The 24,699-nt window shown below is 66.9% G+C and carries 24 protein-coding genes; 15 read left to right on the top strand and 9 right to left on the bottom strand.

Annotated features, from left to right (window positions below):
- Positions 1-311: 311 nt before the first annotated feature.
- Genes SMAL_RS11225 through gspH form a run of 3 tightly spaced genes read right to left on the bottom strand, consistent with a single transcriptional unit; the run spans position 312 to position 1,728 of the window.
- Entirely contained in the window at positions 312-926 is a 615-nt protein-coding gene (locus SMAL_RS11225; protein ID WP_012511250.1) for a prepilin-type N-terminal cleavage/methylation domain-containing protein, read from the bottom strand.
- Positions 923-1,273 (bottom strand): type II secretion system minor pseudopilin GspI, encoded by a 351-nt coding sequence (gspI, locus tag SMAL_RS11220; RefSeq protein WP_012511249.1) that lies wholly within the window; start codon positions 1,271-1,273, stop codon positions 923-925. The genes SMAL_RS11225 and gspI overlap by 4 nt, the downstream gene beginning before the upstream one ends.
- Positions 1,274-1,281: 8 nt before the next feature.
- Positions 1,282-1,728, bottom strand: coding sequence for a type II secretion system minor pseudopilin GspH (gspH, locus tag SMAL_RS11215; protein ID WP_012511248.1), 447 nt, complete (start codon positions 1,726-1,728; stop codon positions 1,282-1,284).
- 115 nt (positions 1,729-1,843) lie between these two features.
- Here gspH and SMAL_RS11210 point away from each other — a divergent pair, with 115 nt between their 5' ends.
- Entirely contained in the window at positions 1,844-2,296 is a 453-nt protein-coding gene (locus SMAL_RS11210; protein ID WP_041864659.1) for a general secretion pathway protein, read from the top strand.
- 91 nt (positions 2,297-2,387) lie between these two features.
- On the opposite strand, the gene SMAL_RS11205 is transcribed toward SMAL_RS11210, so the two are convergent.
- Positions 2,388-2,723 (bottom strand): hypothetical protein, encoded by a 336-nt coding sequence (locus tag SMAL_RS11205; RefSeq protein ID WP_012511246.1) that lies wholly within the window; start codon positions 2,721-2,723, stop codon positions 2,388-2,390.
- 201 nt (positions 2,724-2,924) lie between these two features.
- Between SMAL_RS11205 and SMAL_RS11200 the strand changes: the two genes are divergently transcribed.
- From SMAL_RS11200 to SMAL_RS11175, 6 genes are all read left to right on the top strand, one after another.
- Entirely contained in the window at positions 2,925-4,541 is a 1,617-nt protein-coding gene (locus SMAL_RS11200) for a ShlB/FhaC/HecB family hemolysin secretion/activation protein (protein WP_041864529.1), read from the top strand.
- A gap of 38 nt (positions 4,542-4,579) precedes the next feature.
- Positions 4,580-6,364, top strand: a complete 1,785-nt coding sequence (locus tag SMAL_RS11195; protein ID WP_012511244.1) for a DUF2341 domain-containing protein — start codon at positions 4,580-4,582, stop codon at positions 6,362-6,364.
- Positions 6,365-6,374: 10 nt separating this feature from the next.
- The gene (locus SMAL_RS11190; protein ID WP_012511243.1) at positions 6,375-6,788 is read left to right on the top strand and encodes an ExbD/TolR family protein; all 414 of its coding nucleotides are present in this window, start codon (positions 6,375-6,377) and stop codon (positions 6,786-6,788) included.
- A 39-nt stretch (positions 6,789-6,827) separates the two neighbouring features.
- Complete coding sequence (locus tag SMAL_RS11185; protein WP_041864528.1) at positions 6,828-7,493, top strand: TonB family protein; 666 nt, start codon at positions 6,828-6,830, stop codon at positions 7,491-7,493.
- A 42-nt stretch (positions 7,494-7,535) separates the two neighbouring features.
- The gene (locus SMAL_RS11180; protein WP_012511241.1) at positions 7,536-9,281 is read left to right on the top strand and encodes a putative porin; all 1,746 of its coding nucleotides are present in this window, start codon (positions 7,536-7,538) and stop codon (positions 9,279-9,281) included.
- 97 nt (positions 9,282-9,378) lie between these two features.
- Entirely contained in the window at positions 9,379-9,708 is a 330-nt protein-coding gene (locus SMAL_RS11175) for a hypothetical protein (RefSeq protein ID WP_012511240.1), read from the top strand.
- Positions 9,709-9,839: 131 nt separating this feature from the next.
- On the opposite strand, the gene SMAL_RS21280 is transcribed toward SMAL_RS11175, so the two are convergent.
- The 5 genes from SMAL_RS21280 to SMAL_RS11150 form a co-directional block, all read right to left on the bottom strand.
- Complete coding sequence (locus SMAL_RS21280; protein WP_012511239.1) at positions 9,840-11,234, bottom strand: ABC-F family ATP-binding cassette domain-containing protein; 1,395 nt, start codon at positions 11,232-11,234, stop codon at positions 9,840-9,842.
- Between the two features lie 126 nt (positions 11,235-11,360).
- Entirely contained in the window at positions 11,361-11,750 is a 390-nt protein-coding gene (locus tag SMAL_RS11165) for an OsmC family protein (RefSeq protein ID WP_012511238.1), read from the bottom strand.
- Between the two features lie 85 nt (positions 11,751-11,835).
- Entirely contained in the window at positions 11,836-12,477 is a 642-nt protein-coding gene (locus SMAL_RS11160) for a hydrolase (RefSeq protein WP_012511237.1), read from the bottom strand.
- 54 nt (positions 12,478-12,531) lie between these two features.
- On the bottom strand, positions 12,532-13,212 hold the full coding sequence (locus SMAL_RS11155; protein ID WP_012511236.1) for a hydrolase: 681 nt from the start codon (positions 13,210-13,212) through the stop codon (positions 12,532-12,534).
- A gap of 71 nt (positions 13,213-13,283) precedes the next feature.
- Positions 13,284-14,150, bottom strand: coding sequence for a pirin family protein (locus tag SMAL_RS11150; RefSeq protein ID WP_012511235.1), 867 nt, complete (start codon positions 14,148-14,150; stop codon positions 13,284-13,286).
- A 151-nt stretch (positions 14,151-14,301) separates the two neighbouring features.
- Between SMAL_RS11150 and SMAL_RS11145 the strand changes: the two genes are divergently transcribed.
- The 8 genes from SMAL_RS11145 (at position 14,302) to SMAL_RS11110 (ending at position 24,694) form a co-directional block, all read left to right on the top strand.
- Positions 14,302-15,228, top strand: coding sequence for a LysR family transcriptional regulator (locus SMAL_RS11145; RefSeq protein ID WP_012511234.1), 927 nt, complete (start codon positions 14,302-14,304; stop codon positions 15,226-15,228).
- 140 nt (positions 15,229-15,368) lie between these two features.
- Positions 15,369-15,872 carry an RNA polymerase sigma factor gene (locus SMAL_RS11140; protein WP_012511233.1) on the top strand — a complete coding sequence of 168 codons (504 nt, stop codon included), beginning with the start codon at positions 15,369-15,371 and terminating at the stop codon, positions 15,870-15,872.
- An 82-nt stretch (positions 15,873-15,954) separates the two neighbouring features.
- Positions 15,955-16,911, top strand: coding sequence for a FecR family protein (locus SMAL_RS11135; RefSeq protein WP_006370406.1), 957 nt, complete (start codon positions 15,955-15,957; stop codon positions 16,909-16,911).
- 182 nt (positions 16,912-17,093) lie between these two features.
- Positions 17,094-20,216 (top strand): TonB-dependent receptor, encoded by a 3,123-nt coding sequence (locus SMAL_RS11130; RefSeq protein ID WP_012511232.1) that lies wholly within the window; start codon positions 17,094-17,096, stop codon positions 20,214-20,216.
- Between the two features lie 54 nt (positions 20,217-20,270).
- A complete protein-coding gene (locus SMAL_RS11125; RefSeq protein ID WP_012511231.1) occupies positions 20,271-21,035 on the top strand; it encodes a Slam-dependent surface lipoprotein in 765 nt (254 codons plus the stop codon).
- 91 nt (positions 21,036-21,126) lie between these two features.
- On the top strand, positions 21,127-22,581 hold the full coding sequence (locus SMAL_RS11120) for a surface lipoprotein assembly modifier (RefSeq protein WP_012511230.1): 1,455 nt from the start codon (positions 21,127-21,129) through the stop codon (positions 22,579-22,581).
- 112 nt (positions 22,582-22,693) lie between these two features.
- Complete coding sequence (locus SMAL_RS11115; protein WP_012511229.1) at positions 22,694-23,098, top strand: response regulator; 405 nt, start codon at positions 22,694-22,696, stop codon at positions 23,096-23,098.
- 9 nt (positions 23,099-23,107) lie between these two features.
- Entirely contained in the window at positions 23,108-24,694 is a 1,587-nt protein-coding gene (locus SMAL_RS11110; protein ID WP_012511228.1) for a sensor histidine kinase, read from the top strand.
- Positions 24,695-24,699: the final 5 nt, after the last annotated feature.

Raw genomic sequence — 24,699 nt, 5'->3', positions numbered from 1 at the left:
ACCACCGACACAGCGCCGCCGGGTGCAGGAGAGCACCCGGCGGCCGGAGGGTAGTAGACCCACGCCATGCGTGGATGCCTGGGCCAGCATCAGTGCCGACCAACGGTCGGCACCCACCAGAGCAGGCTCGGGGGTGGATCTCCGCCATCACCTGAGCAGGCTCGGGGGTAGATCTCCGCCATCATCAGAGCAGGCTCAGCAGTAGATCTCCGCCATCATCAGAGCAGGCTCAGCAGTAGATCCCGGCCATCACCAGAGCAGGCTCTGCAGAAGATCTACACCATGCGCGGATGCGGTGCCACGAACGAATCCTACAACTCCAGCACCCGCCGGTAGCTCAACGGCCCACGCCCATCGCGCAGGCCCAGCCGCAGCTCCAGTCCGGTGGCTGGCAGCACCTCGCCCTTGCTCGGCAACACGGCCCATCCCGCGCCGGGCTGCCACGCCCGCAGCTCGAACCGCTGCACATCCTTGGCTACCACGATGCCCTTGGATTGTTCCGGCGCCGGCAATGGATACCGGTCCGTGGCCGCGCCGCTGGCCCGCCACAGTGTGCTGCCCTGACGCCACCAGCGCACCCGCTGCCAGTGCAGCCCATCGCTGCCCACGCTGCGGGTGATCTCCAGCGCGAAGCTTCCATCCGGGTGCCGTTCACTCACCAGCGACGGAGGCAGCAATCGCTGCGGACGATCAGCCGGACGCACCGCGCCATTCATCAGCGCATCATCCGCACGCATCTCGATATCCCGCTGGAACTGCTGCAGCACGCGCAGTGCGGTGGTGGTCTCGGCATCTGCCTGTCGCAGGCGCTGGTCGCTGCTGGCCACGCTGTCGAGCGCACGCCAGCAGATCAGCGCCAGCACGCCCATGATGGTGATCGCGATCATCACCTCGATCAGGGTGAAACCGCCCACGGCGCGCTTCATGGCGCGGCCGTCCACGGCAGCTGCATCCGCGCCAGCGACTGCCGCGGTGCATCCTCGGCGACCACGCTCAGTTCCAGCTGCGGCTGGCCGTCGCTGCCCGTGCCCAGGTGCTGCAGCACCAGGAAGGTTCCGCGTCCCTGCACGCAGCGTTGCCGCGCATCCTGGGGTGCCTGCCCGGCCAAACGAAGCTCCTGCCAGCGGTCCTGCGCGCACATCAGTGCCAGGCGGCGATCACGCAGTCGTGACTGATCGTCGGTGGCCACCGCCACCGAGCGCATCACCGCCGCCAGCGCAATCGAAACGATCGCCAGTGCGATCAGCACTTCGATCAAGGTGAATCCGTGCATGTTCCGCTTCACTGCACGACCTGCAATTGTCCGCTGCCATCATCACGAAGGCGCAGTGTGCGGCCCTCCAGCGACAGCCCCAGCTCCCAGGCGGTACCGATCCACTCCGGGCTCAGTTCGATGGCGTTGGCGGGCTGCACCGCAATGCCGGCAGCCTGCCACCGCTGCGGCCGCAACAGGTCGTCGCGCTGCACGGTCACCCATTGGTTGCCCTCACGGCGGCTGAAGCGATAGCCGCTGGCGTCGGCCTGCCAGCGGATGCTGCGGCCGTCGATGCGGGCCTCGTCGCGTGCCACCTGCAGGCGCTGCGCCAGCCGCTCGGCTTCCTGCCGCAGCTGCCGGCCGGGGTCGAGCAGGCTACCCAGGCCCAGGCCGATCCCGGCCGTGCAGATGCCGATGATCACCAGCACCACCATCAGTTCGATCAGGGTGAAGCCGTGCGGAATGCGTTGCATCGACATCGCCTCCTGTCCTTGCCGATGCCTGCCAGCGTACGCGCGGATGATGAAACAAAAGCGTCAGCGACGGCTGCTAGCGTGGTCGGACACGAACGTGGCAATGGTGCGGAACATGGATGGCAGGCGCTGGGATCGCAATCGGGTGTTGACCCTGCTGGCGGCGACGCTGCTGCTGGCGGTGTTGGCCTATTGGAGCGTGACCCTTGTCGGCCCAATACCCTCGGTGGCCGCCAGTGAGGCACAGCCGAATGTGCCTGTGCGGCCCGTGTTCGACGCAGCGGCGAGCCTGCCGTTGGTGCGGCTGCTTTCACCCGGTGCGGTGCAGACAGAAGTGGTCGTGCTGGGCGTGATGGCCGGTGACCACGCGCCACTGGCCCTGCTCTCGGTGGATGGCCGCCCGGCGGAAGCCTATGCCCCCGGTCAGCGGCTGGGTCCATCCACGGTACTGGCCGGCATCAGTGCCAGCGCGGTGGAGCTGCAGCAGGCAGGCCAGTCGCGCAGCCTGCCGGTGCCGGAGCTGCCACCGGTGCCGACCGATGGCATCGTGCCCGCCAACTCCCTGTAGAGCCGAGCCCACGCTCGGCTGCTTTTCGCGTGCCGTCCGCAACGCAGGTAGGCGCAGCCGAGCGTGGGCTCGGCTCTACAGATGCGCAGGATCAACGCGCCGGACGCTGCGGTACCACCGAACGACCAAAGGCATCGCCCATGCGCTGTCGCGTGCCCTCCAGGTTGTACTGCATCAGCTGGTTGCCGGGCTGCCGCATCAGCCGTTCGGCTTCGGGCAACGCCGGTGACTTCGCAGATTTCGCCGGCGGCGCCAGCTTGCGCTGCAGGCACTCCCAGGCGGGAATCCGTTCGCCGTTGACCTGTACTTCAATACACGGTGCAGCGTCCTCCTGTGTTTTTTGTTCGCCGGCCTGCACCGAGGGCAACACCAGCAACACGACGAAGGCGAGCGCCGGACGACGCCATGTGATCAACAGTCCGCTCATTTCCGATCTCCCGCAGCAGCAAGGGCTCTGCAATGCAGACGTATGGCGTGCGCAGTGTCCGCCTGCGCGCGTTGGCGGACCGTCAAAAGATGACAGTGCTGTCACAAAACTGTTGGCGGCTTTGACGCGACCTACACGTCCTGTTGGTAGACCCACGCGCCGCTCCATGGCCACTTCCTTCGATACGACGCGATGCTTTCGATGACTCCTGTTCCGTACCGAGCCGTCCGCCTTCCGCTGCGCCTGCATCCGCTGGTGCTGGCCCTGGCAACCCTGCCGCTGCCGCTGTTTGCGCAGGAGGCGGCGCCTGCGCCCAGCGTGAACATCAATGAGTACATCGTGCGTGGCAACACCGTGCTCGATTCGCGCCAGATTGAACGCGCGGTGGAGCCGTTCCTCGGCCCGGGCAAGACCCTGGCCGATGTCGAAAAGGCACGCGACGCGGTGAATGCGCTGTATCAGCAGGCGGGCTACCAGTCGGTCTATGTCGAGCTGCCCGAACAACAGGTCAGTGCTGGCGTGGTACTGCTGAAAGTGCAGCAGACGCCGATCGGCCAGCTGCGGGTCGTAGGCACGAAGAACGAATCGCCCGAACGCATCCGTGAGCGCGTGCCGGCACTGGCCGAGGGCAAGGTGCCTGATTTCGACCAGGCACAGAAGGAATTGACCGCGCTCAACGAAGGTGGCCGTCGCCAGGTGATGCCACTGGTGCGCGAAGGCCAGGTGCCGGGCACGATGGATGTGGACCTGCAGGTCGAGGAGAAGTCGCCGTGGCGGGCCAGCGTGGCGCTCAACAACGACCACAGCGCCGACACCGAGAAGCTGCGCCTGAGTGCATCACTGGCCTACGACAATCTGTGGCAGCGCGGGCACAGCGCCAACATCGGCGTGTATCTGGCCCCGGAAGATACCAAGCAGGCCAAGGTGTTTTCGGCCTCGTACATGATGCCGTTCGAAGGCACGCCGTGGAGCCTGGAAGCGTCCGGCTACAAGTCCGACAGCCGCGTACTGAACGCAGGCGGACAGGTCGGTACCGGCACCGGTACCAACGTGATCGGCAACGGCCATTCGATCGGCGTCAAGCTCAACTATCGACTGGCCGGCAGCAGCCAGTGGTGGCGCCAGCTCAGCCTCGGTGTGGACTTCAAGGACACCGAGGAAGACACGCAGATGGGCAAGGAGAGCCTGAAAACGCCGCTGAAGTACGCGCCGATCACCCTGGCATTCGTCGGAGTGCGTCAGGGTGAGCAGGACCAGCTGAGCATCAATACCCAGCTGGTCGCCGGCACCCGTCGCCTGTTCGGCTATGGCAGCGATGCCATCGGCTTCGGGCAGAAGCGCTACTGGGCCGATCCAAGTTTCGTGGCCTTCAAGGCCGATGTGGCCAACACCCACACCTTCGGCAGCGATTGGCAGTGGTACGCGCGCGGCTCGCTGCAGGTAACCGATGCGCCGCTGGTGTCGGCCGAGCAGTTCGCCGCCGGTGGCATGTACACCGTGCGCGGCTATCTCTCGGCCGAGGCGATCGGCGACTACGGCGGCCTGGCCAGCCTGGAGTGGCGTACCCCAGCATGGTCGCTGTGGAGCGGCACCGATCTGCGCGTCTACAGCTTTGCCGACGCCGCCTACCTGCGCCTGCGCCAGCCGCTGCCCGAGCAGCGTGACAAGTACAACCTGGCGTCGGTCGGCCTGGGTGCGCAGCTGCGCCTGGGCGAACACCTGCAACTGCGCCTTGACTACGCCTGGCCCTATGCCGATGGCCCGGTCACGCGCAAGGACGACCCGCGCCTGCATTTCAACATCAGCACCAGTTACTGATCCTTTCCTTGAACATGCGTTCTCCGGAGACCCTTCGCATGGACCGTTTGCTTTCCCGAGTGTTGCTGCTGCTGGCCGCGCTGGTTGCGTTGCCCGCCGCTGCGGCCGATGCCAATTGGTGGCAGGCCGAATGGAAGTACCGCAAGCCGATTACCGTCGATGCCGGCCCGCAGGGTGCGGGCCTGGCCGGTGACCCGGGCCGTACGCCGCTGCTGCTGCGCCTGCATACCGGCAACTTCGGTTTTGACGGCACCCAGGATGCGGGCAATGACCTGCGCTTCGTCTCGGGTGATGGCCGCACCGTGCTGGCCCACCAGATCGAGCAGTTCGATCCCAAGCTGGGCCTGGCCCTGGTCTGGGTGGACGTGCCGGCGGTCAGCGCCGCGGCGCCGCAGACGATCTGGATGTACTACGGCAACGAGAAGGCCCCGGCCAGCGGCAACGGCCAGCAGGTATTCGACCCGGACTACACGCTGGTCTACCACTTCGCCGAAGCCAATGCGCCGGCACGCGACACCACCGCCTACGGCAACAATGCCGGTGCTGTGGTACCGCCGTCCGAGGGTTCGGTGATCGGCCGTGGCGTGCAGCTGGGCGCAGGCCCGCTGCCGTTGCCGGCCAGCGCCTCGCTGGCACAGGAAGCGGGTACGCCGTTAACCATCTCGGCCTGGATCAAGCCGGGCAGCAACAATGCGGCGCAGGCGATCTACGCCCGTCGCGATGGCGCCTCCGAGCTGGTGGTCGGTATCGAGAACCGCGTGCCGTTCGTGCAGCTCAATGGCCAGCGCAGCACGCCGGCACAGCCGATTCCGGAAGGGCAGTGGGCGCACGTGGCACTGACCGCGGAGAAGGGCGCGCTGCAGCTGTACCTCAATGGTCGCGTAGTTGCCCAGCTGAGCGGCGAGCTGCCGGCGCTGGCCACCGCGCCGGTGGTGGGCGCCGATGCGCCGGGCGCGGCGCAGCCGCTGGCCAACTTCGAAGGTGCGCTGGATGAGTTGCGCGTCTCGCGGGTGGCACGTCCGGCCGCGCTGCTGCTGGCCGATGCCACCGCGCAGGGCGCCGATTCGCGCCTGATCAGCTACGGCGCCGACGAGCAATCCGCCGGGCAGAGCCACTTCGGCTTCATTCTCAAGGCGATGCCGTTCGATGCCTGGGTGGTGGTCGCCATCCTCGGCCTGATGATGCTGATGTCATGGGCGATCATGATTGCCAAGAGCCGCCACTTCGGCCGCACCAGCAAGGCCAACGCGGTATTCACCGAAAGCTTCGGCAAGTTGTCCGGTGTGCCGCTGCGCACTCTGTCCGAGATGGACCGCCAGGGCAAGGCGCCGACCGCGATGCACGACGGCTCGCTGTGGCGCATCTACCAGGTGGCCATCGATGAAATGCAGCAGCGCCACCAGCGCGATGGCAACAGTGGCTACCTGAGCGGCGCCACCATCGCCGCGATCCGTGCCTCGATGGATGCGGTGATGGTGCGCGAGCAGGAAGCGATGGCACGGCGCATGAACTGGCTGTCGACCACCATCGAAGGTGCGCCCTACGTGGGCCTGTTCGGCACCGTGATCGGCATCATGCTGGTGTTCGTGGTGGCGGCGATGGCCGGCGCGGTGGACATCAACTCGGTGGCGCCGGGCATGGCTGCAGCGCTGCTGTGTACCGCAGCCGGCCTCGGCGTCGCGATCCCGGCGCTGTTCGGCTACAACTACCTGGGCGCACGCGCCGAGGCGATCGGCGCCGACATGGCGGTGTTCATCGACGAGTTCGCCGCGCGCCTGGCCGAAGAGCAGGACGGGCGCGGCCCGGCCGCGGTCCAGGGCTGAGGGGCGCGCCATGGGCCAGAAGGCGAAGTTCGGCATCAAGAAGCGCGAGAAGGGCATCAACGTGACGCCCTTCGTGGACGTGCTGCTGGTGGTGCTGGTGATCTTCATCCTGACCAGCAACGCCTCCATTCCCGGCATCGAGGTCAACCTGCCGAAGGCCAGCAACAGCACGGCGTTGGAGAAGCCGAAGACCAAGGCGATCACCATCGACCCCAGCGGCCAGGTGTTCCTGGATGCCTACCCGGTGACCATGGCTGAGCTGGAAGACCGCCTGCGTACCGAGCGCGCGACCACACCGGACTTCCCGGTGATCGTGCGCGGTGATGCGCAGGTGCAGTACGCCCGCGTGGTCGAGGTACTGGACCTGCTGCGGCGGCTGGAGCTGGCCCAGGTCGGCCTGGTCACCGGCAAGGCGCAGGGCTGAGGCATGACGGCCCATCAACCCCCTCGGCCAGAGCCCGGCATGCGCGGTCGCCAGTTGCTGGTGACCGTCGTGCTGGTGCTGGCCGCCGTGCTGGTACTCGGCATCGCGGTGTGGTGGCTGCTGTTCAAGGACACCGCCAGCACCCGTCGGCCGGTGGTGCAGCCGCCGATGCTGGCACTGCCACCGCCGCCTCCGCCGCCACCCCCGCCGCCGGAAAAGCCGCCAGAGCCGGAAACGCCGCCGGAAGAGACGATGCCCGAGCCGGAGCCGCTGGATCAGCCGACGCCCGCTGAAGAGCCGACGCCGACCCCGGACAATGCCGATCCGGTGACGATGAATGCCGATGCGCAGGCTGGCGGTGACAACTTCGGCATCCAGTCCGGCAGTGGCGGCGGTTCGTCCGGCGTCGGCCGTGGCGGCGCCGGCAATGCCACCTACGGTCGCTATCTCGGCTACCTGATGCAGCAGGCGATCTCGCGTGACGACAAGGTCAAGCGCCTCGCGTTCCAGCTGCAGGTGAACGTCTGGCTGGCCACGGATGGTCGGCTGGAGAAAGTCGAGCTGGTGCGTGGCAGTGGCAACGAGGAGGCCGACGCGGCCGTGCTCGACGCGCTGCGACGCATCGGCAAGGTCGACCAGGCACCGCCGCCGTCACTCGATTTCCCCGCCCGCGTCCTGATCCAGGGCCGCCGGCCCGGGGCCTGATTCCCGACTTCCATGATTTCCCTTCTTTCGATGAGAACCGTGATGAACGACCACGTCCGCGCACGAACCGACTCCCGCCGCCCGCGGCCGGCCCGACGGGCGCTGCTGTGCTGCGCCGTGCTGCTCAGCCTGGCCGCCCCGGCCGGTGCGATGGCTGCCGAAACGACCATGGTCAAGCTGATCAAGGGTCTGATCGCCAGCGGTGCACTGAAACCCGAAGACGGCCAGGCGTTGCTGGTGCAGGCCGAGGCCGAAGCGGCGGCCGCACAGCGCACTGCAGCCACGGGCAGCACCGCGGCGAGCGGTGGCGTGGCACTGGAGGCCGGTGACGTGCGCGTGCCGTACGTACCTCAGAGCGTGCGCGACGGTATCCGTGACGAAGTGCGCCAGGACGTGATGGCGCAGGCGAAATCGGAAGGCTGGGCGGCACCCAACGAAGTGGCCGAGTGGACCAAGCGCATCAAGGTCACCGGTGACATGCGTGTGCGCAGCGAGTCGCGCTTCTACTCCGAGCGCAACAGCGACATCGTGAGCAACTGGTCGTCGATCAACTCCGGCAACGGCTTCGACACCAATACCAATACCAACCTGCAGCTGCCGCCGCTGCTGAACACCCGCCAGGACCGCCGCAACCTGTGGCGCATCCGTGCCCGCCTGGGCATCGAGGCAACCATTGGCCAGCACACCACGGCCGGCGTGCGCCTGGCCAGCGGCAGCAGCAATGGCCCGGTGTCGACCACCGAGCAGCTGGGTGGCGGCCTGAGCAAGAAGGACGTGTGGCTGGACCAGGCCTGGCTGGCCTACAGCCCGGCGGACTGGGTGACGGTGCGTGGCGGCCGCTTCGGTAATCCGTTCTGGACCAGCGACACGCTGTTCTCCAACGATCTCAACTTCGATGGCCTGGCCGCCAACCTGAAGTATGACTTCGATGGTGGCGACCTCGACCTGTTCGGCAACCTCGCGGTGGTACCGCTGGAGTACACCTCCGACAGCTCGCCGAGCCAGAGCAAGGTCAAGACTCCGAACGAGAACAAGTGGCTGTCCGGTGCCCAGGTGGGCGTGAACTGGCGCTTCAACGATGACAACGCGCTGCGTGCTGCGCTGGGCTACTACGACTTCAAGAACATCAGCGGTCGCCTGTCCTCAACGTGCTCGCTGTATTCGGGCGCGGTAGGCTGCGACACCGACTGGTCGCGCCCGGCGTTCATGCAGAAGGGCAACACCCTGATGCTGATCCGCAACATCGCGCGCAATCCGGTGGATCCGGCCGGTACGCCGACCCCGCAGTATGTCGGCCTGGCCTCGGCGTTCCGTCTGGCCACGCTGAACCTGCGCTGGGATACACAGCTGGCGCAGGGCATCGGTCTGCGCCTGGATGGCGATTACATCCGCAACCTGGCCTATGACAAGCAGGCCATGTTCAGTCGCGCCCAGAACGGCATCGTCAACAACTACGGCGCCGGCGATACTGTCGGCATCGATACCTTCCGCAGTGGCGACACCGCATGGATGGTGCAGGCCACCTTCGGTGCCACCGAGCTGAAGGAGAAGGGCCAGTGGCAGGCGCTGCTGGGCTACAAGCACATTGAGGCCGACGCGCTGCCCGACGCCTACAACGATCCGAACTTCCACCTGGGCGGCACCAATGCCCGCGGCTACTACGTGGGCGGTGCCTACGCGCTCGACGCGCGCAGTTGGATCAGCGGCAAGTGGATGGCGGCAAAGGAAGTGTCCGGTGCGCCGCTGTCGATCGACGTGTTCCAGCTGGAGTTCAACACCGGCTTCTAAGCGGATGGCGTGATGGGCATCACGCGAAGCGTGGCGGGGGCGCAGCGATGCACCCGTCTAAGGAAAGGAGACCACGCGTTGCACAAAGGAGGAATGGATGAGCCGTCGCAAGCTGTTCGAAAGTCCCGAACCGTCCAGCCAGATGCTGGGTGTTGGACCGGCCTATGTTTCAGTGGAGGGCCTGCGCCAACACCTGGCCGAGTTCCTGCTGTACGCAGGCCGGCCGGTGGTGATCATGCGCGGGCGCAGCGAAGTGGGCTACTTCCTGCCGGCGCGCTGCTGGCGTCAGCGCGACGATGACCCGCTGGCGGCGGCTGCCGCCGAGCAGCTGCTGGATGCGGCCGGTTTCCAGGCCGAGGACATCCAGCAGGTGGAACAGGAGTTCAACGCCATGCGCCAGCGCACCGTGTTGCATTCGCGGCGCTGAGCCTTCCGTAGAGCCGAGCCCATGCTCGGCTTTTCGGGCAGTTGCACGCGAGGTTGGCAACAGCCCCTGCCGTTGCCTTCGGCTCTACCGTAGATCCACGCGGTATGTGGATAGGCCACACCCGGCCGCAGCTACAACGCCAGCACCTGTCCCGGTTCCAGCGCCTGCAGAAACGCGTCGTCATGCGACACCACCACCAACGTGCCCGGGAACACCCGCAGCACCTGCAGCAGGTGCATCCGCAGCGTCATGTCCAGGTTGTTGGTTGGTTCGTCCAGAACCAGCAGCGCTGGGGGCTTGGCCGCCATCAATGCCAATGAAAGCCGCGCCCGTTCGCCACCGGACAATGCGGACACGGGCGTCTGCGCCGTGGCATCGCCGCGGAACAGGAAGTCGGCCAGGTGCAGCCGGCACTGGGTCTGGCTCCAGTCCGGCATCTGGGCAGACAGCGCCTGGAGAGGCGTGGCCTGCATCGGCAGGTCCCGGTAGTGCTGGTCGAGCAGGGCGATCTGATCAGCTGGCGGCAGCAACCAGTCACCATCACGGTGGATGCTTGGGTCGCCGCACAGCGCGCGTGCCAGCGTGGACTTGCCGCTGCCGTTGTCACCGGTGATCGCCAGGCGATCACCGACATCCAGGCGCAGATGCAGTCCACCCAGCACCGTTTCCGTGGCATGCGCCACGCTGGCGTCGGTCAGCTGCACCACCACTCCCTCACGTCGCCAGCCGGCCGGCAACGCGAAGGTAGGCTCGATGATGGTCTCCCGCTGCAGGTCATTGCGACGAGCCTCGATGTCTTCCTGCTGCTCACGGATCAGCAGTTGCTTGCTGCCGGCGGTGGTATTGCCACGGCCGAGCTTGGTGGCTGAACGCACGCCGCCCCACTTGCGCTGTTCCACCTTGCGCACACCGCGTTCCCGCGAGCTGGCGGCGCGCTGCTGTTCGCGCATCAACGCCTCATGGGCCTGGCCGCGCTCCTGATCCAGCTGGCGCAGCTGCCGGTCGCTGGCCTCGCGTCGCTGCTGCAGGTCCGCCTGATAGTCGCGGTAGCGGCCGCCGAAGTGGCTCACGCGCCCGCCACGTATGTGCCAGAGCTCATTACAGAGCGCATCGATCAGGGCTTCATCGTGGGTGGCCACCAGCAGCGCGCCATGGAACTGGCGCAGGCGCGCGATCAACGAGCGGCGTGCACTGCGGTCCAGGTGATTGCTGGGTTCATCCAGTAGCAGTACGTCGGGGTCGGCATCAAGCGCGCGGGCGAGCGCATGGCGCATCTGCTCGCCGCCGCTACGAGAGGAGTCATCGAGCACGTGCTGCGGCACGTAGGCGATGCGTGCGCCATCGCGCCGGATGATGGTCCCGCCACTGGGCACCAGAGTACCGGCCAACATCTGCAACAGGCAGCTCTTGCCGCTGCCGTTGTCGCCGATCAGGGCGATGCGGGCGCCTGAGGGCAGGTGCAGGTTGACGTCGGCCAGCAGGGCGCGGCCGTTGAAATCCAGATCCAAAGCATGGGCACGTAACATCGCGTGCGGTCCTCCTGTTGCTGCGCGCTCACTGCATCCGAACGCGGACGCGCAGCTTGGAACAGGGGCGAGGCCGGAACAAGCGAGGAACCGGCCAAGATCCGCCGCAGGTGGGCCAGACCTGCTTCAGCCGCGTTCGCTGGTGATCCGTGCGCCCTCGCGCATCACCAGGGTCACCGGGGTCTTCTCCACCACTTCCAGCAGACGCTGCCACTGTGCATCGCTCAGCTCAGCGCTGGCGTGCAGCACGCGATGTACATGGAGGCGTCCATCCGCATCGCGTTCCGAACGCAGCTCGGCATGGAACTCGCCCAGCTCCCAGCCCTTGCGTTGCGCATACATGCGCAGGGTAATGGCGGTGCAGGCCGCCAGTGAGGCCAGGTACAGATCGAACGGCGCGAAGCCCTTGCCCTGGCCGCCGAGCGATGCCGGCTCGTCCGCGTCCACATCAAAGCTGCCATTGCTGATGTGGTGCAGGTAGTTGTCGCCGGTCGAAACAATGCGTGCGTAGGCCATCGGAGTCTCCATCTGTCTATAGCGTCGAGCCGTGCTCGACTGCTCCATAAAGGCGGCGCCAGCCAAGGCCAGCGCCGCCACGAAATCACTCGGTACGATCGTACGAGAACTGGATACCCGCCGTACCACCGGTTTCGATGAAGAGGTTCATGAACGCCGGCACCGTTTCCGAACGGGCCCAGTCGCGCTGCAGCTCGCAGAACAGCTGCGGCACGCTGATCAGCTGGCCACCTGCCTGTTCGATGCGGCGCAGTGCGGCTTCGTGTGCCGCCAGCGAAGTGCCACCGACGGCGTCGACCACCACATACACCTCATAGCCTTCCTTCAACGCATCCAGGGCCGGGAAAGTCAGGCAGGCTTCGGTCCACAGCGCGGTCATGATCAGCTTGCGACGGCCGGTGGCTTCCACCGCTTGGCGGAACTCGACGTCCTCCCAGGAATTGATGGTGGTGCGGTCGTAGGTGGGGTGGTCGGCCAGCACCTTGCGCAGCTGCGGAATCGGCGGCTTGTTCAGGCCGGTCTTGACGTTGACCGTCGAATGCACGATCGGCAGCCCGTAGGCCACTGCGGCCTTGGCGGTGCCGACGATGTTGTTGACCAGCAGCTGGCGGTCCATCGAGGCGATGGAGTTCACCTGCACCGGCTGGTAGTCGATGATGATGAAGGCGGAATTCTGCGGGGTCAGCAGGTGGTCGCTGGCCGGGTCGCGGATCGGTTCACTGGACATGGTGGGTCTCCGGTTGGGAGGGGGCCGGCGGCTGGCGGGCACCCCGGGGGCAGCTCAGCTGCGCTGCGAATCCAGCTGCTCGTGATTCTTCTGCACGTCCTGAGCCTTCAGGTAGCTTTCGATCAGCAGCTGGTAGTTCGGGAAGATCTTCGTGTAGACCTCGGCCCACTGCTGGGCGTCGTCGCGGTTCCAGGTGCGCTGGATCTCCGAGGCCACCGCGGCGGTGTCCATCGGCACCACGCCGGCCTGCGCCACGCGGGCCAGGGTGATCTCTTCAGCCATCTTCGAATAGGTGCCCGAGGCATCGATCACCGCGAACACCTGGTAGCCATCGGCCACGGCGGAGATCGACGGGAAGGCCATGCACACGCTGGTGATGGTGCCGGCGATGATCAGCTGCTTGCGGCCGGTGGCCTTCACCGCAGCAACGAATTCCGGGTTGTCCCAAGCGTTGATCTCGCCCTTGCGCGCCACGTACTGGGCATGCGGGGCCGCGTTGTGGATCTCCGGGATCAGCGGGCCGTTCGGGCCCTGAGGAACGGAGGCGGTGGTGATCACCGGCATCTTCGCCAGCGTGGCCATCTTCGCCAGCGCAGTGGCGTGGGCGCGCACGCTGGTGAATGGCATGTCACCGATGGTCTGGAACAGGCCGCTCTGGTGGTCGATCAGCAGCATCGCGGCGTTGTCCGGATCGATCACCGGGCGGGCACCGTTGAAGTTGGCGGGGGTACTCATGGTCAGTCTCCTGGGGAAGGTGGGCGATGGCCCGTTGGCGCGACGGGTCATCACCCGCCGCGCGGAAGCGCTCAGTGCGCGATCTGGCCGAAGCGGCCGCTGTTGAAATCGTTGACCGCCTGGCTGATCTCGGCCTGGCTGTTCATCACGAACGGGCCGTAGCCCACCACCGGCTCGTCGATCGGCTCGCCGCTGAGCAGCAGCAGGGTGGCGTCACTGTCGGCGTCGACGAACACGTCTTCACCACTTCGGTCGAAGGTGACCAGCTGCGCCTCACCGACCGGCTGGCCGCCATTGACGCGGACCGTGCCCTTCAGCACCACCAGTGCCAGCGTGCGGCCATCGGCCACCGCCAGTTCGGCGTGGTGGCCCTGCTGCAGGCGGATGTCCCAGACATCCATCGGCGTGTGGGTACGTGCCGGACCGGCGTGGCCGTCGAAGCGGCCGGCGATGACACGGACGCGGCCGGCGCCATCGGGCAGCTCCACCGAAGGGATCTGCGCATCGAGCAGGGTCTGGTAGCCCGGTGCGCCCATCTTGTCGCGGGCCGGCAGGTTCACCCACAGCTGCACCATGTCCAGCGTGCCGCCGCGCTTGCTGAATTCCGGTGTGTGGAATTCCTCGTGGAGAATGCCGGAGGCAGCAGTCATCCACTGCACGTCACCCGGGCCGATGGTGCCGCCGGCACCGGTCGAATCGCGATGTGCGACCTCGCCGTCATAGACGATGGTGACGGTCTCGAAACCGCGATGCGGATGCTGGCCGACGCCACGCGGCGTTTCGCTGGGCGCGAAGCGGTAGGGGCCGGCATAGTCCAGCAGCAGGAACGGGCTCAGGTGCTGGCCGTGGGTGTTGTAGGAAAACATCGAGCGGGCGGGGAATCCGTCGCCCACCCAGTGCGGGCGGGGGGCGCTGTAGGTACCGGTGACACGCTTCATGGCGATCTCCTGGCCGGGGCTGTCGGCCGCTGTTCTTCGTTGCAGGAGACGATATCGCCGCGACAATTGGGCCGGTAGACGCCAATATTTGCCGTCATAGTCCTATATGGTGAACAATGGTCGCAGGCCGTGGGCCGCAGGAGATCGCCCCGTGTTCATCGCAGATATCCGCCGTTGTGACCTCAACGACCTGTTCTATTTCGCCATGGTGGTCGAGCACGGCGGCTTCTCGCAGGCAGGCCGGGCGCTGGCCATGCCGAAGTCGAAACTGAGCCGGCGCATCGCGCTGCTGGAGGAACGGTTGGGCGTGCGCCTGATCCAGCGCTCGACGCGGCGTTTCTCGGTCACCGAGGTCGGCCAGGACTACTACCGCCACTGCAAGGCGATGCTGGTCGAGGCCGAGGCCGCAGAAGAAGCCATCGCGATGTCACGCGCCGAGCCGCGCGGCACCATCCGCCTTGCGTGCCCGATCGCGATCCTGCACGCGCGCATCGGTCCGATGCTGGCCGACTTCCTGGCCCTGCACCCGCAGGTGTCGGTGCAGCTGGACGCCACCAACCGCCGCGTGGACGTGGTGGGCGAGGGCGTGGATGTGGCGATCCGGGTACGGCCGCCGCCGCTGGAGGACAGTGACCTTGTGGTACGCGTGCTGGCGCGCCGAGTGTGGTGCACCAGTGCCAGTCCGGCGCTGCTGCAGCGGCTGGGCACGCCGCAGGTGCCGGCCGATCTTGCGGTGATGCCGACGGTGGACCTCGCTTCGGCCAGCCAGCAGCACGTCTGGGAGTACAGCGGGCCGGACGACGTACAGGCCAGTGTGCATCACCGTCCGCGCCTGGTCAGCGATGACATGATCGCGCTGCGTGCGGCGGCGGTGGCCGGGGTCGGGCTGTTGATGCTGCCGCGGATGATGATCACCGATGAGCTGGAGAGCGGGGCGCTGCTGCCGGTGCTGCCCGAGTGGGTGCCGAAACACGGCATCGTGCATGCGGTGTTCCCGTCGCGGCGTGGGCTGCTGCCGGCGGTACGCGCGTTGATCGATTACCTCGCCGAGCGTTTCGAGGCGTTGGATGAACCGTAGGCTCCGCATCCACGCCATGCGTGGATGATCCTGGTGCCGCGCGACGGGCCTTCGCTTGCCGCCTGCGGCCGTGCAGCCCACAATCCACGTCCGGACCGTCGCCATCACGCCCATCATTCCCCGGTCCGGCCTTGGCACCTATGTCTCCCAATGCCCTGGCGCTGGTCGAGCTGCTGATCCGCGAGCGCCGTGCGTTGTCGCGCTTCATCGCGCGCTATCTCGACCCGGCCAGTACCGAGGACACCCTGCAGAACCTGTACCTGAAGGCCAGCAGCGTGCCCGGCGATCCGCCGATCCTGGAACCGCGTGGTTATCTGTACCGGATGGCCTACCACCACGCGCTCAACCGCAGCCAGGCTGACGCCCGCGAGCGGCGCGCGATGGCCGAGTACGCCGCCGACATGGCCGAGGCCGGCCACGATGGCGAGGCGCAGGCGTTGGACCAGGCACAACTGCGCGAGATCACCCAGACCATCCTCGCGCTGCCGGCGCAGGTGCGTGAGTGCTTTGTGCTGAACCGCTACCTGGGCCTGAGCGAGCGTGAAATCGCCACTCGGCTCGGCATTTCCAAGAGCCTGGTCGGCAAGCATGTGCTGCGCGCGGCGCTGCTGATCCAGCAGCATCAACAGGGAGCGCGCCGATGACCGGCGATTGCCGTGGGCAGATCGCACCCGCCATTGTCACAACAGGAAAGCGCACCCGTTCGCGGTGCGGCAGGCCACAACCATGACCACGTCCGAACCCTCGCCGCGTCAGGCCAGGCAGGCGTTGCGCTGGGTGATCCGGTGCAGTGCAGGCCCGCTGCCGGAACGCCAGCAACGAACCCTGCAGCGCTGGCTGCAGGCCGATCCACGTCATGCGCTGGCCTGGCGCCAGCAGCAGGCCTTCTGGCAGGGGCTGGATGCCGCCGGGCCCGAGGTGCTGGCGGCGCTGCCCGAGCTCACGACCGATCGCGAGGGGCTGCGCCCGATCGCGCCGCGCCGCCGCCTGCCATGGCTGCTGGCCAGTGCCGCCGCCGTCGTACTGATGGTGACGGCGGCACCGCACGCGCTGCTGCTGGCACGCAGTGACCTGCGCAGCAGCGATGCACCACGCGTGGTGCAGCTGGAAGACGGCAGCACCGCCGTGCTCGATGCGGGCACCGCGCTGGCGCTCGAGTTCGACGGCCAGCAGCGTCGCCTGCACCTGCTGCGCGGGCAGGCCTGGTTCCAGGTGGCGCACGAGGCTCGTCCGTTCCAGGTCGAGGCCGCGGGCGGCCGGGTCCGTGATATCGGCACCGCCTTCAGCGTGTCGATACAGGACACCACGGTCACCACCCAGGTCAGCGAGGGTGTGGTCGACGTGCGTCCGGGCGACGGCAGCGTGCAGCGCCTGCATGCCGGGCAGTCACGGGCGTTCCGTGACGGTCGCTGGCTGCAGCCGGTGCAGCTGGAAGATCCCGAGGCCATGGCGCCGTGGCGGCGTGGTGAGGTCGCGATCGACAATCTGCCGGCCGCGCAGGCCATCGCCGATCTGGCGCGCTATCGGCGTGCACCGGTCTGGGTACTGGGCGGGCAGGGCGCGAACGTGCGGGTCAGTGGCCTGTTCCACCTGCAGCAGCCGGAGACCGCCATTGATGCGGTGGCCGCACAGGCAGGACTGCGCGTGCAGCGCTTGCCCGGTGGCGCGTTGGTGCTGTGGTGAGGTGCCGCCGGTTCATGGCGGAATACGCGGCATGAAAAAAACATGAAAAAACCGTGGGCAGTCGCCACACGCGGCTGTCTATAGAGGTATAGCCAGAGCGAAACACCGTTTCTTCTCAAGCCAGACACACCACCGGCACCGGATGTGCCCGTGGTCCAGCCACGCTTGAGGAGTTCCTGTCCATGCCGTCCACGGCATCTGCCTGTCATCGCCGCGCCACCGTCCTGGCCCTGGCCATCTCTACTGCATTGCTGCCGCTGGCCTGGGTGCCGGTCGTGCAGGCGCAACCGGCGGTCGTCGCGCCGCTGCGCCCGTACACCATTCCGGAACAACCCTTGGCCGACGCCGTGCGCGCCTTTGGCCGCCAGGCCGATGTGCAGGTGGTGTTCCGCAGCGATCTGGTGGAAGGCCGGCGCTCCAGTGCAGTCAAAGGCGAGTACAGCCAGATGCAGGCGCTGCAGCAGCTGTTGCGCGGCAGCGGCGTGCGCGCACAGCGCGGCATGGACGGCACCTGGAGCCTGCGGGCCGCAGCGGAGGCGGGTGAAGGGGAAGGGGTGCGGGTGACCGAAACACTGGACGTGGCCGGTCGCCTTCACTCGGAAGGGGGTGAGGCGCGCGATCGGCGCGGCTACGATGATGTGTTCGCGCTGGATCTGACCACGGCGTATTCGGGGCGCGACCGGGTGGAGCGCTATCGCGGTTCCAATCCGGCCGACGTGGTCAAGGATCTGGTCGGAGTGTTCAGCGGCGATGCGCGCAACAGCGGCGCGCTGGACGTCAACATCCGTGGCATCCAGGGGCCCGGGCGGGTGCCGGTCAGCATCGACGGTGGCGAACAGGCGCTCACGGTCTGGCGCGGCTACAACGGCGTCAGCAACCGCAACTACATCGATCCCAACCTGATTGGTGGCATCCAGGTCATCAAGGGGCCAGGGCTGGTGCGCGATGTGCACAGCGGGATCGGTGGTGCGCTGGTGATCAAGACCATCGACGTTGTCGACATTGTTGCTGCCGGCGAGCGCTTCGGCGGGGAGCTGAAGATGGAAGGCAGCAGCAATGCAGTGGCACCGCGCCTGCCGAGGCTGCACACCGGCGAGGATTACCGCACCGTGCCAGGCTTCCCGCAGGGCTCGCCGAACTCACCCTATGACGACCGCACCCTGGTGGTGCCGGTGAAGTCGCGTAGTGGCAACAATCCCTTCGATGGTGAGGACCAGGCCTGGCGATTGGCACTGGGTGTGCGCGGTGACAACGTCGACCTGATGGCCGCCTACGCCTGGCGCAAGCGTGGCAATTATTTCTCCGGCAGCAAGGGAAGCGCGTACTACGACCAGGACCGGCGCGAGCAGTACGAGTACCAGGGCATCGACTACATCACCACGCTGGCGCGCTACTTCAAGCCGGGCGATGAAGTGCCCAACACCTCCAGCGAACAGGAGTCGTGGCTGGTCAAGGGAACCTGGCAGATCAATGACGACCAGCAGCTGAAGGCCACCTGGCGGCGCACGCTGTCGCACTACGGCGAGATCATGCCGTCGCGCATCCTGTCCGCGCCGGACTACGGTCGCATCCAGTGGCCGCTCAGTCGGGTTGCGTCCGATGCCTGGAACCTGGAGTACCGCTTCCAGCCGGCCGGTAGCCGATGGCTGGACGTGTACGCCAATCTGTGGCGCACCGAAACGGAAAGTGACACCTACACCGCCGGTGGCTTCCCCAACTTTGCACCGGGCAATCCGGCATGGAACCCCGGGGTCAGCCCGATCCTGCGCAACACCGCACTGGCCAATGCACGCAACGACCGTACCGGCCTGACCCTGAGCAACCGCTTCGCGCTGCATTCCACCCTGGATCTGACCGTGGGCGGCAACTGGCAGTACGAGAAGCTGGGTTCGCGCGATCCGTATTTTGGTACCACCGATGGGTGGCGCATGTTCCCGCGTACCGGCCGCCGCCAGGAGGGCGAAGGCTATCTCAACCTTGAATGGCGCCCGGTCGAGTTCCTTACCCTCAATGCCGGCGTGCGTTACAGCCGCTACTGGGCCTTCGACGACTTCCTGCAGGCGCATCCGGAACTGCTGACCAAGGGCGTGGGAAGCAAGGAGGCCACCTACCGGGTCAATGAACTGCCTGAGCGTCCGGCCAGCCTGCAGGCGCAGATCGATGCGCTGGAGGCCGACCGCGAATTCTGGGAGAGCATCGGCATGGGCTCGGTCGTCGATGACGCACTGCGCGGCCTGCTGGCCTATTACGAAACGCCGCAGGCGGTGGAGCACAGGGTGCCCTGGTTGCCCGATGCCAACGGCAACTATGCCCGCGCGACCAACCCCTGCCTCAACGGCGAGGTGGCGGCCATTCCCGGGGTGCTGCCGCTCTATGCCGGCAGCGACCGGGTCTGCAACATCGGCAACACCATGCAGTCCAGGCCGGTCGACGGGCGCAACGATCGTCAGCGCGATCACGCGTGGCTGCCCACCTTCTCGGCCACGGTGAACCTGTCCAAGGCCGCGCGCGTCTACCTGCGCTACAGCGAAGCGGTGCGCTTCCCGAGCATGTTCGAAAGCACCATTGCGTTCTCCAGCAGCCTCAATCCGCTGTACACGCTCAAGCCCGAGCATGCCTACAACTACGAATTTGGCTACGTGCACAACCTGTCGGGGCTATTCGGCAACACCGCCGATGCCGACGTCAAGCTGGCCTACTACGTGCACAAGACCCGCAACGTGATCGAGCGCGATGCCTACTTCCTGTTCGACAACATCGACAAGCAGACCATCCGTGGCATCGAGCTGCAGGCGCGTTTCGACAACCGGCGCTTCTTCACCGACCTGGGCATCTCGCGCACGCTGGAGAACGAAGTCTGCGACGAAAGCAGCGCCGTTCTGCTCGATGCCAATCGCGGCCTGGTTCCCAACTGCGTGCAGGATGGCTTCGTCAGTGGCTACCTGCTGACCCAGGCGATCCCGAAGCTGTCGGTGAACTGGTCGCTGGGCACGCGCCTGTTCGACGAGCGGCTGGAACTGGGCAGCCGCATCGTCCACTACCAGCGCCATGACAACCCCGATCTGCAGGCCTACCGCGACCGCCTGCTGGCCGGTGGCAGCAGCCTGCTCTGGCAGAACGTGCCGTTCACCTGGGGAAACATCACCACTGTCGATGCCTACGCGCGCTGGCGCGTCAACGACCACGCCAGCGTCGAGCTGGTGGGCAGCAACCTGGGCAACCGCTACTACGTCGATCCGGCGACGCGCTCAACGCTGCCGGCACCGGGCCGCACCTTCAAGCTCGGCATCACCGCACGCTTCTGACCTCCCGCTTTCAAGCGTTGTACCTGTAGTTCCCATAACCCAAGGAGTAATACCATGAAGATGATCTCCCGTTCGGTTCTCGCCGTCGCCGCCACCTTCGCCCTGGCCGGTGCCGCCCATGCAGCCGACATCGTCGGTGCGGCCAGCCCGGCAACCGATGCCGAGCTGTACGTCGCCGTCGGCGAATCGCAGGTCAATGGTGGTCCGCACTCGGCGGGCAAGGCCGGCATCGGTGTCGGTACCGTCTCCAATGCCAAGCCGGTGGATTTCCAGGGCCTGAGCCTGTACTCGGGCACCACCACCGTCAATGGCACCAACGTGCGCACGCTGGCCATGCCGATCACCGGCGCCCCGGGCAGCCACGCCGGCATGGGCCACTTCAACTTCGTCAAGGTCGGCAGCGGTGACGTGTGGTTCGGCGAATGGTCCAAGGATGGCGCCGCCGGTGGCTTCAACAACCGCCAGGTGTATTTCGTCGGTGATCGTACCGGCACCACCCTCCCGGCCGGTGTGGCCACCTACAGCGTGGCGGGCCTGAACAAGTTCAATGGCAGCAACCTGTTGTCGGGCACCTTCCGCGCCAACTTCGGCAGCGGCACGCTGCAGGGCGGCCTGGCCGGCGGCGGCCTGTCGGTCAACGTCAGCGCCTCGATCAACAGCGCCAACGCGTCGTTCGCCGGTTCGGCCACCGCCAATGGCACCGTTGCCGGCACCACCCAGGGCCAGTTCTTCGGCGCCAACGCGGCCACCCTGGCCGGTATCGCCACCTTCAGCGGCAACAGCCAGTACGACACCGCCTTCGGCGGCAGCAAGAACTGATTGCCACGCCCCTGACGGGGCAGGGCAGGGACAAGCCGCGATCCGCCAGTCCCTGCTTCGGCCCGCTGCATTGCATCACCACGGATCGCCCATGCGCCACCCCATTCTTCTTGTGTTCCTGCTGTTGATCGCCGCCGATGTACGCGCCCAGCAGGACGATCTGCGCCGCGTGCTCGAGCAGGGCAGCGAACTGCGCCACCAGCAGCAGGACCAGCAGCGGCTGCAGCAGGCCGAGTCGGAGCGGCCGACCATCACCATCGACGGCCAGACGCTGCGCGTGGAGCGCACCGTCGATGATCTCGGCCAGGCGCTGTACCTGTCGCTGCAGCATCAGCAATGGCAGGCCGCCGCTGCGTTCCTCGAGGAGTACATCGAACTGCCGGGGCATGATCCCCTGCTGCGCCACTATGCGCAGGGGGCGCTGGCGCGGGTGGCCGGCGACCATCGTCGCGCGGTGAAGGAGTACGAAGCGCTGTTGGCGGCGCAGCCGGATTTCTTGCCAGCCCGCCTTGAGTTGGCGCGTGTCTATGCGGAAGACCAGCGCGATCGCGATGCGGTTGCGCTGTTCACGGCCATCGCTGCAGGCATCAATGCCGATGATCCGGCCACGGCCGGCGTCCGCGCGCGCGTGGACGGCTACCTGAGTGCCCTGCAGGCCCGTCAGCGCTGGAAAGGCGCGCTGTCCGCCGGCCCGGCATGGAGCGACAACATCAACCGCAGTTCCGCCAGCCGCACCTGCCTGTTCGGCGTGGGCGACGCGTGCATCATCGAACGGAAACTGCCCGACGCCCAGCGCGCGGCGGGCCTCGACTTCGACGCCAGCCTGGAGCGGCGCTGGGTGCTCGGCGGGCATCATGGGCTGTACGTGCGCGGTCTGGCCTTCGGTCAGACATGGCGCGGGCACAGTGAGTACAACGAGCTCAATGCCAACGTGCAGGCGGGTTATAGCTGGCGTAGTGCACGGCAGACCGTGCTGCTTGCCCCCAGCTATGACTATCAGGGCCTGGGCAACCATGCGCTGCAAGGCGGCAGTGGCGTGCACGGGGAATGGCAGTACGCCCTGGATGCACGCAGCCTGCTCAAGCTGGAGGCTGACTGGAAGCGCCAGCGGTATCGCCAGCAGGGCCTGGCCAGCAACTACGACGGCGAGCTGGCATCGTTGTATGCCACCTGGTTCCGCGCGCTCAATCCGCGCTGGACGGTCTTCGCCGGGCTGGATGTCACCGACAGCAGCGCAGCAGACTCGGCCAACGGCTTCCGCCAGCGCGGCCTGCGGCTGGGCGCGGCGCGGCAATGGAGCGGCACCACGGCCACCGTGTTCGTATCGCTGCGCGAGCGTGACTACGACGCATGGAGCCCGTTGCTGGAAGCACGGCGTGAGGACAGCGAACAGAACCTGATCGCCATCGTCCGCAGCGAGCGCCTGGCCGTGGCCGGGCTGGTGCCCAGCCTGAGCCTGCGTTATGCCCGCATCGACAGCAACGTTGGCTGGCTGTACAGCCATGATCGCAATCTGCTCAGCCTGAAGTGGGAGCGGGCCTTCTGAACGCGCCGTGCCCGCGGCCTTCATCGATCGTCACGCGCTCTTGTAGGCCGGATCGCGCATCCTGCCCTCGTTGCGACCGCAGGCGGGTCGCGTGCATCGAGGAGCGAGGAACGTGCTGGAAGCGGGCAGCAAACCGGAGGGCCTGAAGGGGCTGCGGGTACTGGTGGCGGAAGATGAATTCGCCATCGCGATGTTCCTGGTCGACTATCTGGAGCTGAAAGGCGCACAGGTGGTGGGGCCGGCGGGAAACCTGCAGGCGTTGGGGCAGCTAGTCGATACCCATACCATCGATGTAGCGTTGCTGGACATCAACCTGGGCGGCGAGCAGGTCTATCCGCTGGCCGACCGCCTGGCCGAGGCCGGTACCCCGTTCCTGCTGACCTCCGGCTACGACGACAACCTGCCCAGCCGCTTCGCCAGCGCGCCGCGCTGTACCAAGCCCTATCACATCGAAGCCCTGGTCCAGCAGCTGGCCGGGCTGGTGGCGACGCCGCAGGTCCCTGCGGGCATCGCCTGATTGAGCGGCATGTCGCGCCGTCCTGAAGGCATTCACGCCGCCGAGCTGCGTGGCGGAATGCCACCCACGCCGCGCCCGCACGCGCGCCACGATGGCATGGCCGCGCGTATCGCCCGCCATGACTGGTCACGCAGCCCGTTGGGCGCGATCGAGCAATGGCCGCCGCACCTGCGCGCCACCGTCGATCTGATGCTGGCCCACGGCTTCCCGATGATCGTGTTGTGGGGCGAGCAGCTGGTGCAGCTCTACAACGATGGTTACGCCGAGATCCTGGCCGACAAGCATCCTGGCGGGCTTGGACAGCCGACCCGTGAATGCTGGCCCGAGGTCTGGCACATCAACGGTCCGCTCTACACCCGTGTATGGCAGGGCGAGACGCTCACCTTCGAAGACAAGCTTTACCCGCTGGCCCGCCATGGGCGCCTGGAAGACGTCTGGTTCACCATCACCTACAGCCCCATCCGTGGCGAAGAGGGGCGGATCAACGGGGTGTTGGTGACCATGTTCGAGACCACCGCGGCACACATGGCGCTGGCCGCGCGTGAGCGCGAGGAGCTGCGGCGGCGCGAGAGTGACCGGCGCCTGGAACTGGCCTTCAGGATGCTGCCGGTGGGCCTGTGCATCGTCGATCTGCAGGGTCGCATGCTGCTCTCCAATGATCAGATGCGCGCCTATCTGCCCACCGGCAAGGTGCCTTCCAGGGACGCGGACAACCAGCATCGCTGGCACGGCTGCCATCCCGATGGCACCACCATCGCACCGGACGACTTCGCCATCGCCCGTGCGATGCGCGGCGAGACTGTGGTGCCGGGGCTGGAGTTCCAGTACCTGCATGATGATGGCCGCGCGCGCTGGACCCGGGTCGCTGCCGCGCCCCTGCGCGATGCCGACGGTGAGGTCAGCGGCGTGTTCGCCATCGCCGTGGACATCGATGATCTCAAGCGTGCGACCGAGCGCCAATCGGTGCTGTTGGCCGAACTGCAGCACCGGGTGCGCAACATCATGTCGACCATCCATGCCATCGCCTGGCGTACCCGCGAGTCGGTCGGCAGCGTGGATGAGTATGCCGAACGCCTGTGCGGGCGGCTGATGTCACTGGCGCGCACGCAGAGCCTGCTGACCCGTGGCGCCAACGCGGGGGTGTGCCTGCGCGGCATGCTGGATGAGGAGATCGCGGCGCAATCCCCGCCTGCTGCGGTCTACCGCCTGCAAGGCGAGGACGTGCTGCTGCCACCGAAGGCCGCCGAAGTGTTGTCGCTGGCCATCCATGAGTTGGCCACCAATGCGCTGCGGCATGGTGCGCTGACCCATGAGGATGGGCATATCGACGTGTCCTGGCACCTGCAGGTGCAGGAAGGGCAGCCGTGGCTGGGTCTGCACTGGTGCGAGCGCCATGCCGAGGTGGAGGACTGGGAGCTGCCCCGGCAGCGGGGCCTTGGCCGGTCCCTGATCGAGCAGCGCGTTCCCTATGAACTGGCCGGCAGTGGCGAGCTGCGCTTTGGCGCGCAGGGCCTGGATGCCTGGATCCGCTTCCCGCTGCGCGAGCGCGACAGCCTGTTGCAGACCGACGCCCCTCAGGCTGGAACCGGCAGGTGAATGCC

The sequence above is a fragment of the Stenotrophomonas maltophilia R551-3 genome (genome assembly GCF_000020665.1).
GTDB lineage: Bacteria > Pseudomonadota > Gammaproteobacteria > Xanthomonadales > Xanthomonadaceae > Stenotrophomonas > Stenotrophomonas maltophilia_L.
The sequence above is the reverse complement of the archived record's forward strand: the minus strand, read 5'-3'. Positions and strand labels throughout refer to the sequence as shown.

Excerpts from the sequence above, each read along its gene's own strand:
- SMAL_RS11155 (WP_012511236.1), bottom strand. The coding sequence starts at position 13,212 with ATGAGTACCCCCGCCAACTTCAACGGTGCCCGCCCGGTGATCGATCCG.
- SMAL_RS11140 (WP_012511233.1), top strand. The coding sequence starts at position 15,369 with ATGTCTCCCAATGCCCTGGCGCTGGTCGAGCTGCTGATCCGCGAGCGC.
- SMAL_RS11160 (WP_012511237.1), bottom strand. The coding sequence starts at position 12,477 with ATGTCCAGTGAACCGATCCGCGACCCGGCCAGCGACCACCTGCTGACC.
- SMAL_RS11165 (WP_012511238.1), bottom strand. The coding sequence starts at position 11,750 with ATGGCCTACGCACGCATTGTTTCGACCGGCGACAACTACCTGCACCAC.
- SMAL_RS11195 (WP_012511244.1), top strand. The coding sequence starts at position 4,580 with ATGGACCGTTTGCTTTCCCGAGTGTTGCTGCTGCTGGCCGCGCTGGTT.
- gspI (WP_012511249.1), bottom strand. The coding sequence starts at position 1,273 with ATGCACGGATTCACCTTGATCGAAGTGCTGATCGCACTGGCGATCGTT.
- SMAL_RS11225 (WP_012511250.1), bottom strand. The coding sequence starts at position 926 with ATGAAGCGCGCCGTGGGCGGTTTCACCCTGATCGAGGTGATGATCGCG.
- SMAL_RS11210 (WP_041864659.1), top strand. The coding sequence starts at position 1,844 with ATGGATGGCAGGCGCTGGGATCGCAATCGGGTGTTGACCCTGCTGGCG.
- SMAL_RS11110 (WP_012511228.1), top strand. The coding sequence starts at position 23,108 with ATGTCGCGCCGTCCTGAAGGCATTCACGCCGCCGAGCTGCGTGGCGGA.
- SMAL_RS11175 (WP_012511240.1), top strand. The coding sequence starts at position 9,379 with ATGAGCCGTCGCAAGCTGTTCGAAAGTCCCGAACCGTCCAGCCAGATG.
- SMAL_RS11120 (WP_012511230.1), top strand. The coding sequence starts at position 21,127 with ATGCGCCACCCCATTCTTCTTGTGTTCCTGCTGTTGATCGCCGCCGAT.
- SMAL_RS11190 (WP_012511243.1), top strand. The coding sequence starts at position 6,375 with ATGGGCCAGAAGGCGAAGTTCGGCATCAAGAAGCGCGAGAAGGGCATC.
- SMAL_RS11180 (WP_012511241.1), top strand. The coding sequence starts at position 7,536 with ATGAACGACCACGTCCGCGCACGAACCGACTCCCGCCGCCCGCGGCCG.
- SMAL_RS21280 (WP_012511239.1), bottom strand. The coding sequence starts at position 11,234 with ATGTTACGTGCCCATGCTTTGGATCTGGATTTCAACGGCCGCGCCCTG.
- SMAL_RS11185 (WP_041864528.1), top strand. The coding sequence starts at position 6,828 with ATGCGCGGTCGCCAGTTGCTGGTGACCGTCGTGCTGGTGCTGGCCGCC.
- SMAL_RS11125 (WP_012511231.1), top strand. The coding sequence starts at position 20,271 with ATGAAGATGATCTCCCGTTCGGTTCTCGCCGTCGCCGCCACCTTCGCC.
- SMAL_RS11200 (WP_041864529.1), top strand. The coding sequence starts at position 2,925 with ATGACTCCTGTTCCGTACCGAGCCGTCCGCCTTCCGCTGCGCCTGCAT.
- SMAL_RS11205 (WP_012511246.1), bottom strand. The coding sequence starts at position 2,723 with ATGAGCGGACTGTTGATCACATGGCGTCGTCCGGCGCTCGCCTTCGTC.
- SMAL_RS11135 (WP_006370406.1), top strand. The coding sequence starts at position 15,955 with ATGACCACGTCCGAACCCTCGCCGCGTCAGGCCAGGCAGGCGTTGCGC.
- gspH (WP_012511248.1), bottom strand. The coding sequence starts at position 1,728 with ATGCAACGCATTCCGCACGGCTTCACCCTGATCGAACTGATGGTGGTG.
- SMAL_RS11150 (WP_012511235.1), bottom strand. The coding sequence starts at position 14,150 with ATGAAGCGTGTCACCGGTACCTACAGCGCCCCCCGCCCGCACTGGGTG.
- SMAL_RS11130 (WP_012511232.1), top strand. The coding sequence starts at position 17,094 with ATGCCGTCCACGGCATCTGCCTGTCATCGCCGCGCCACCGTCCTGGCC.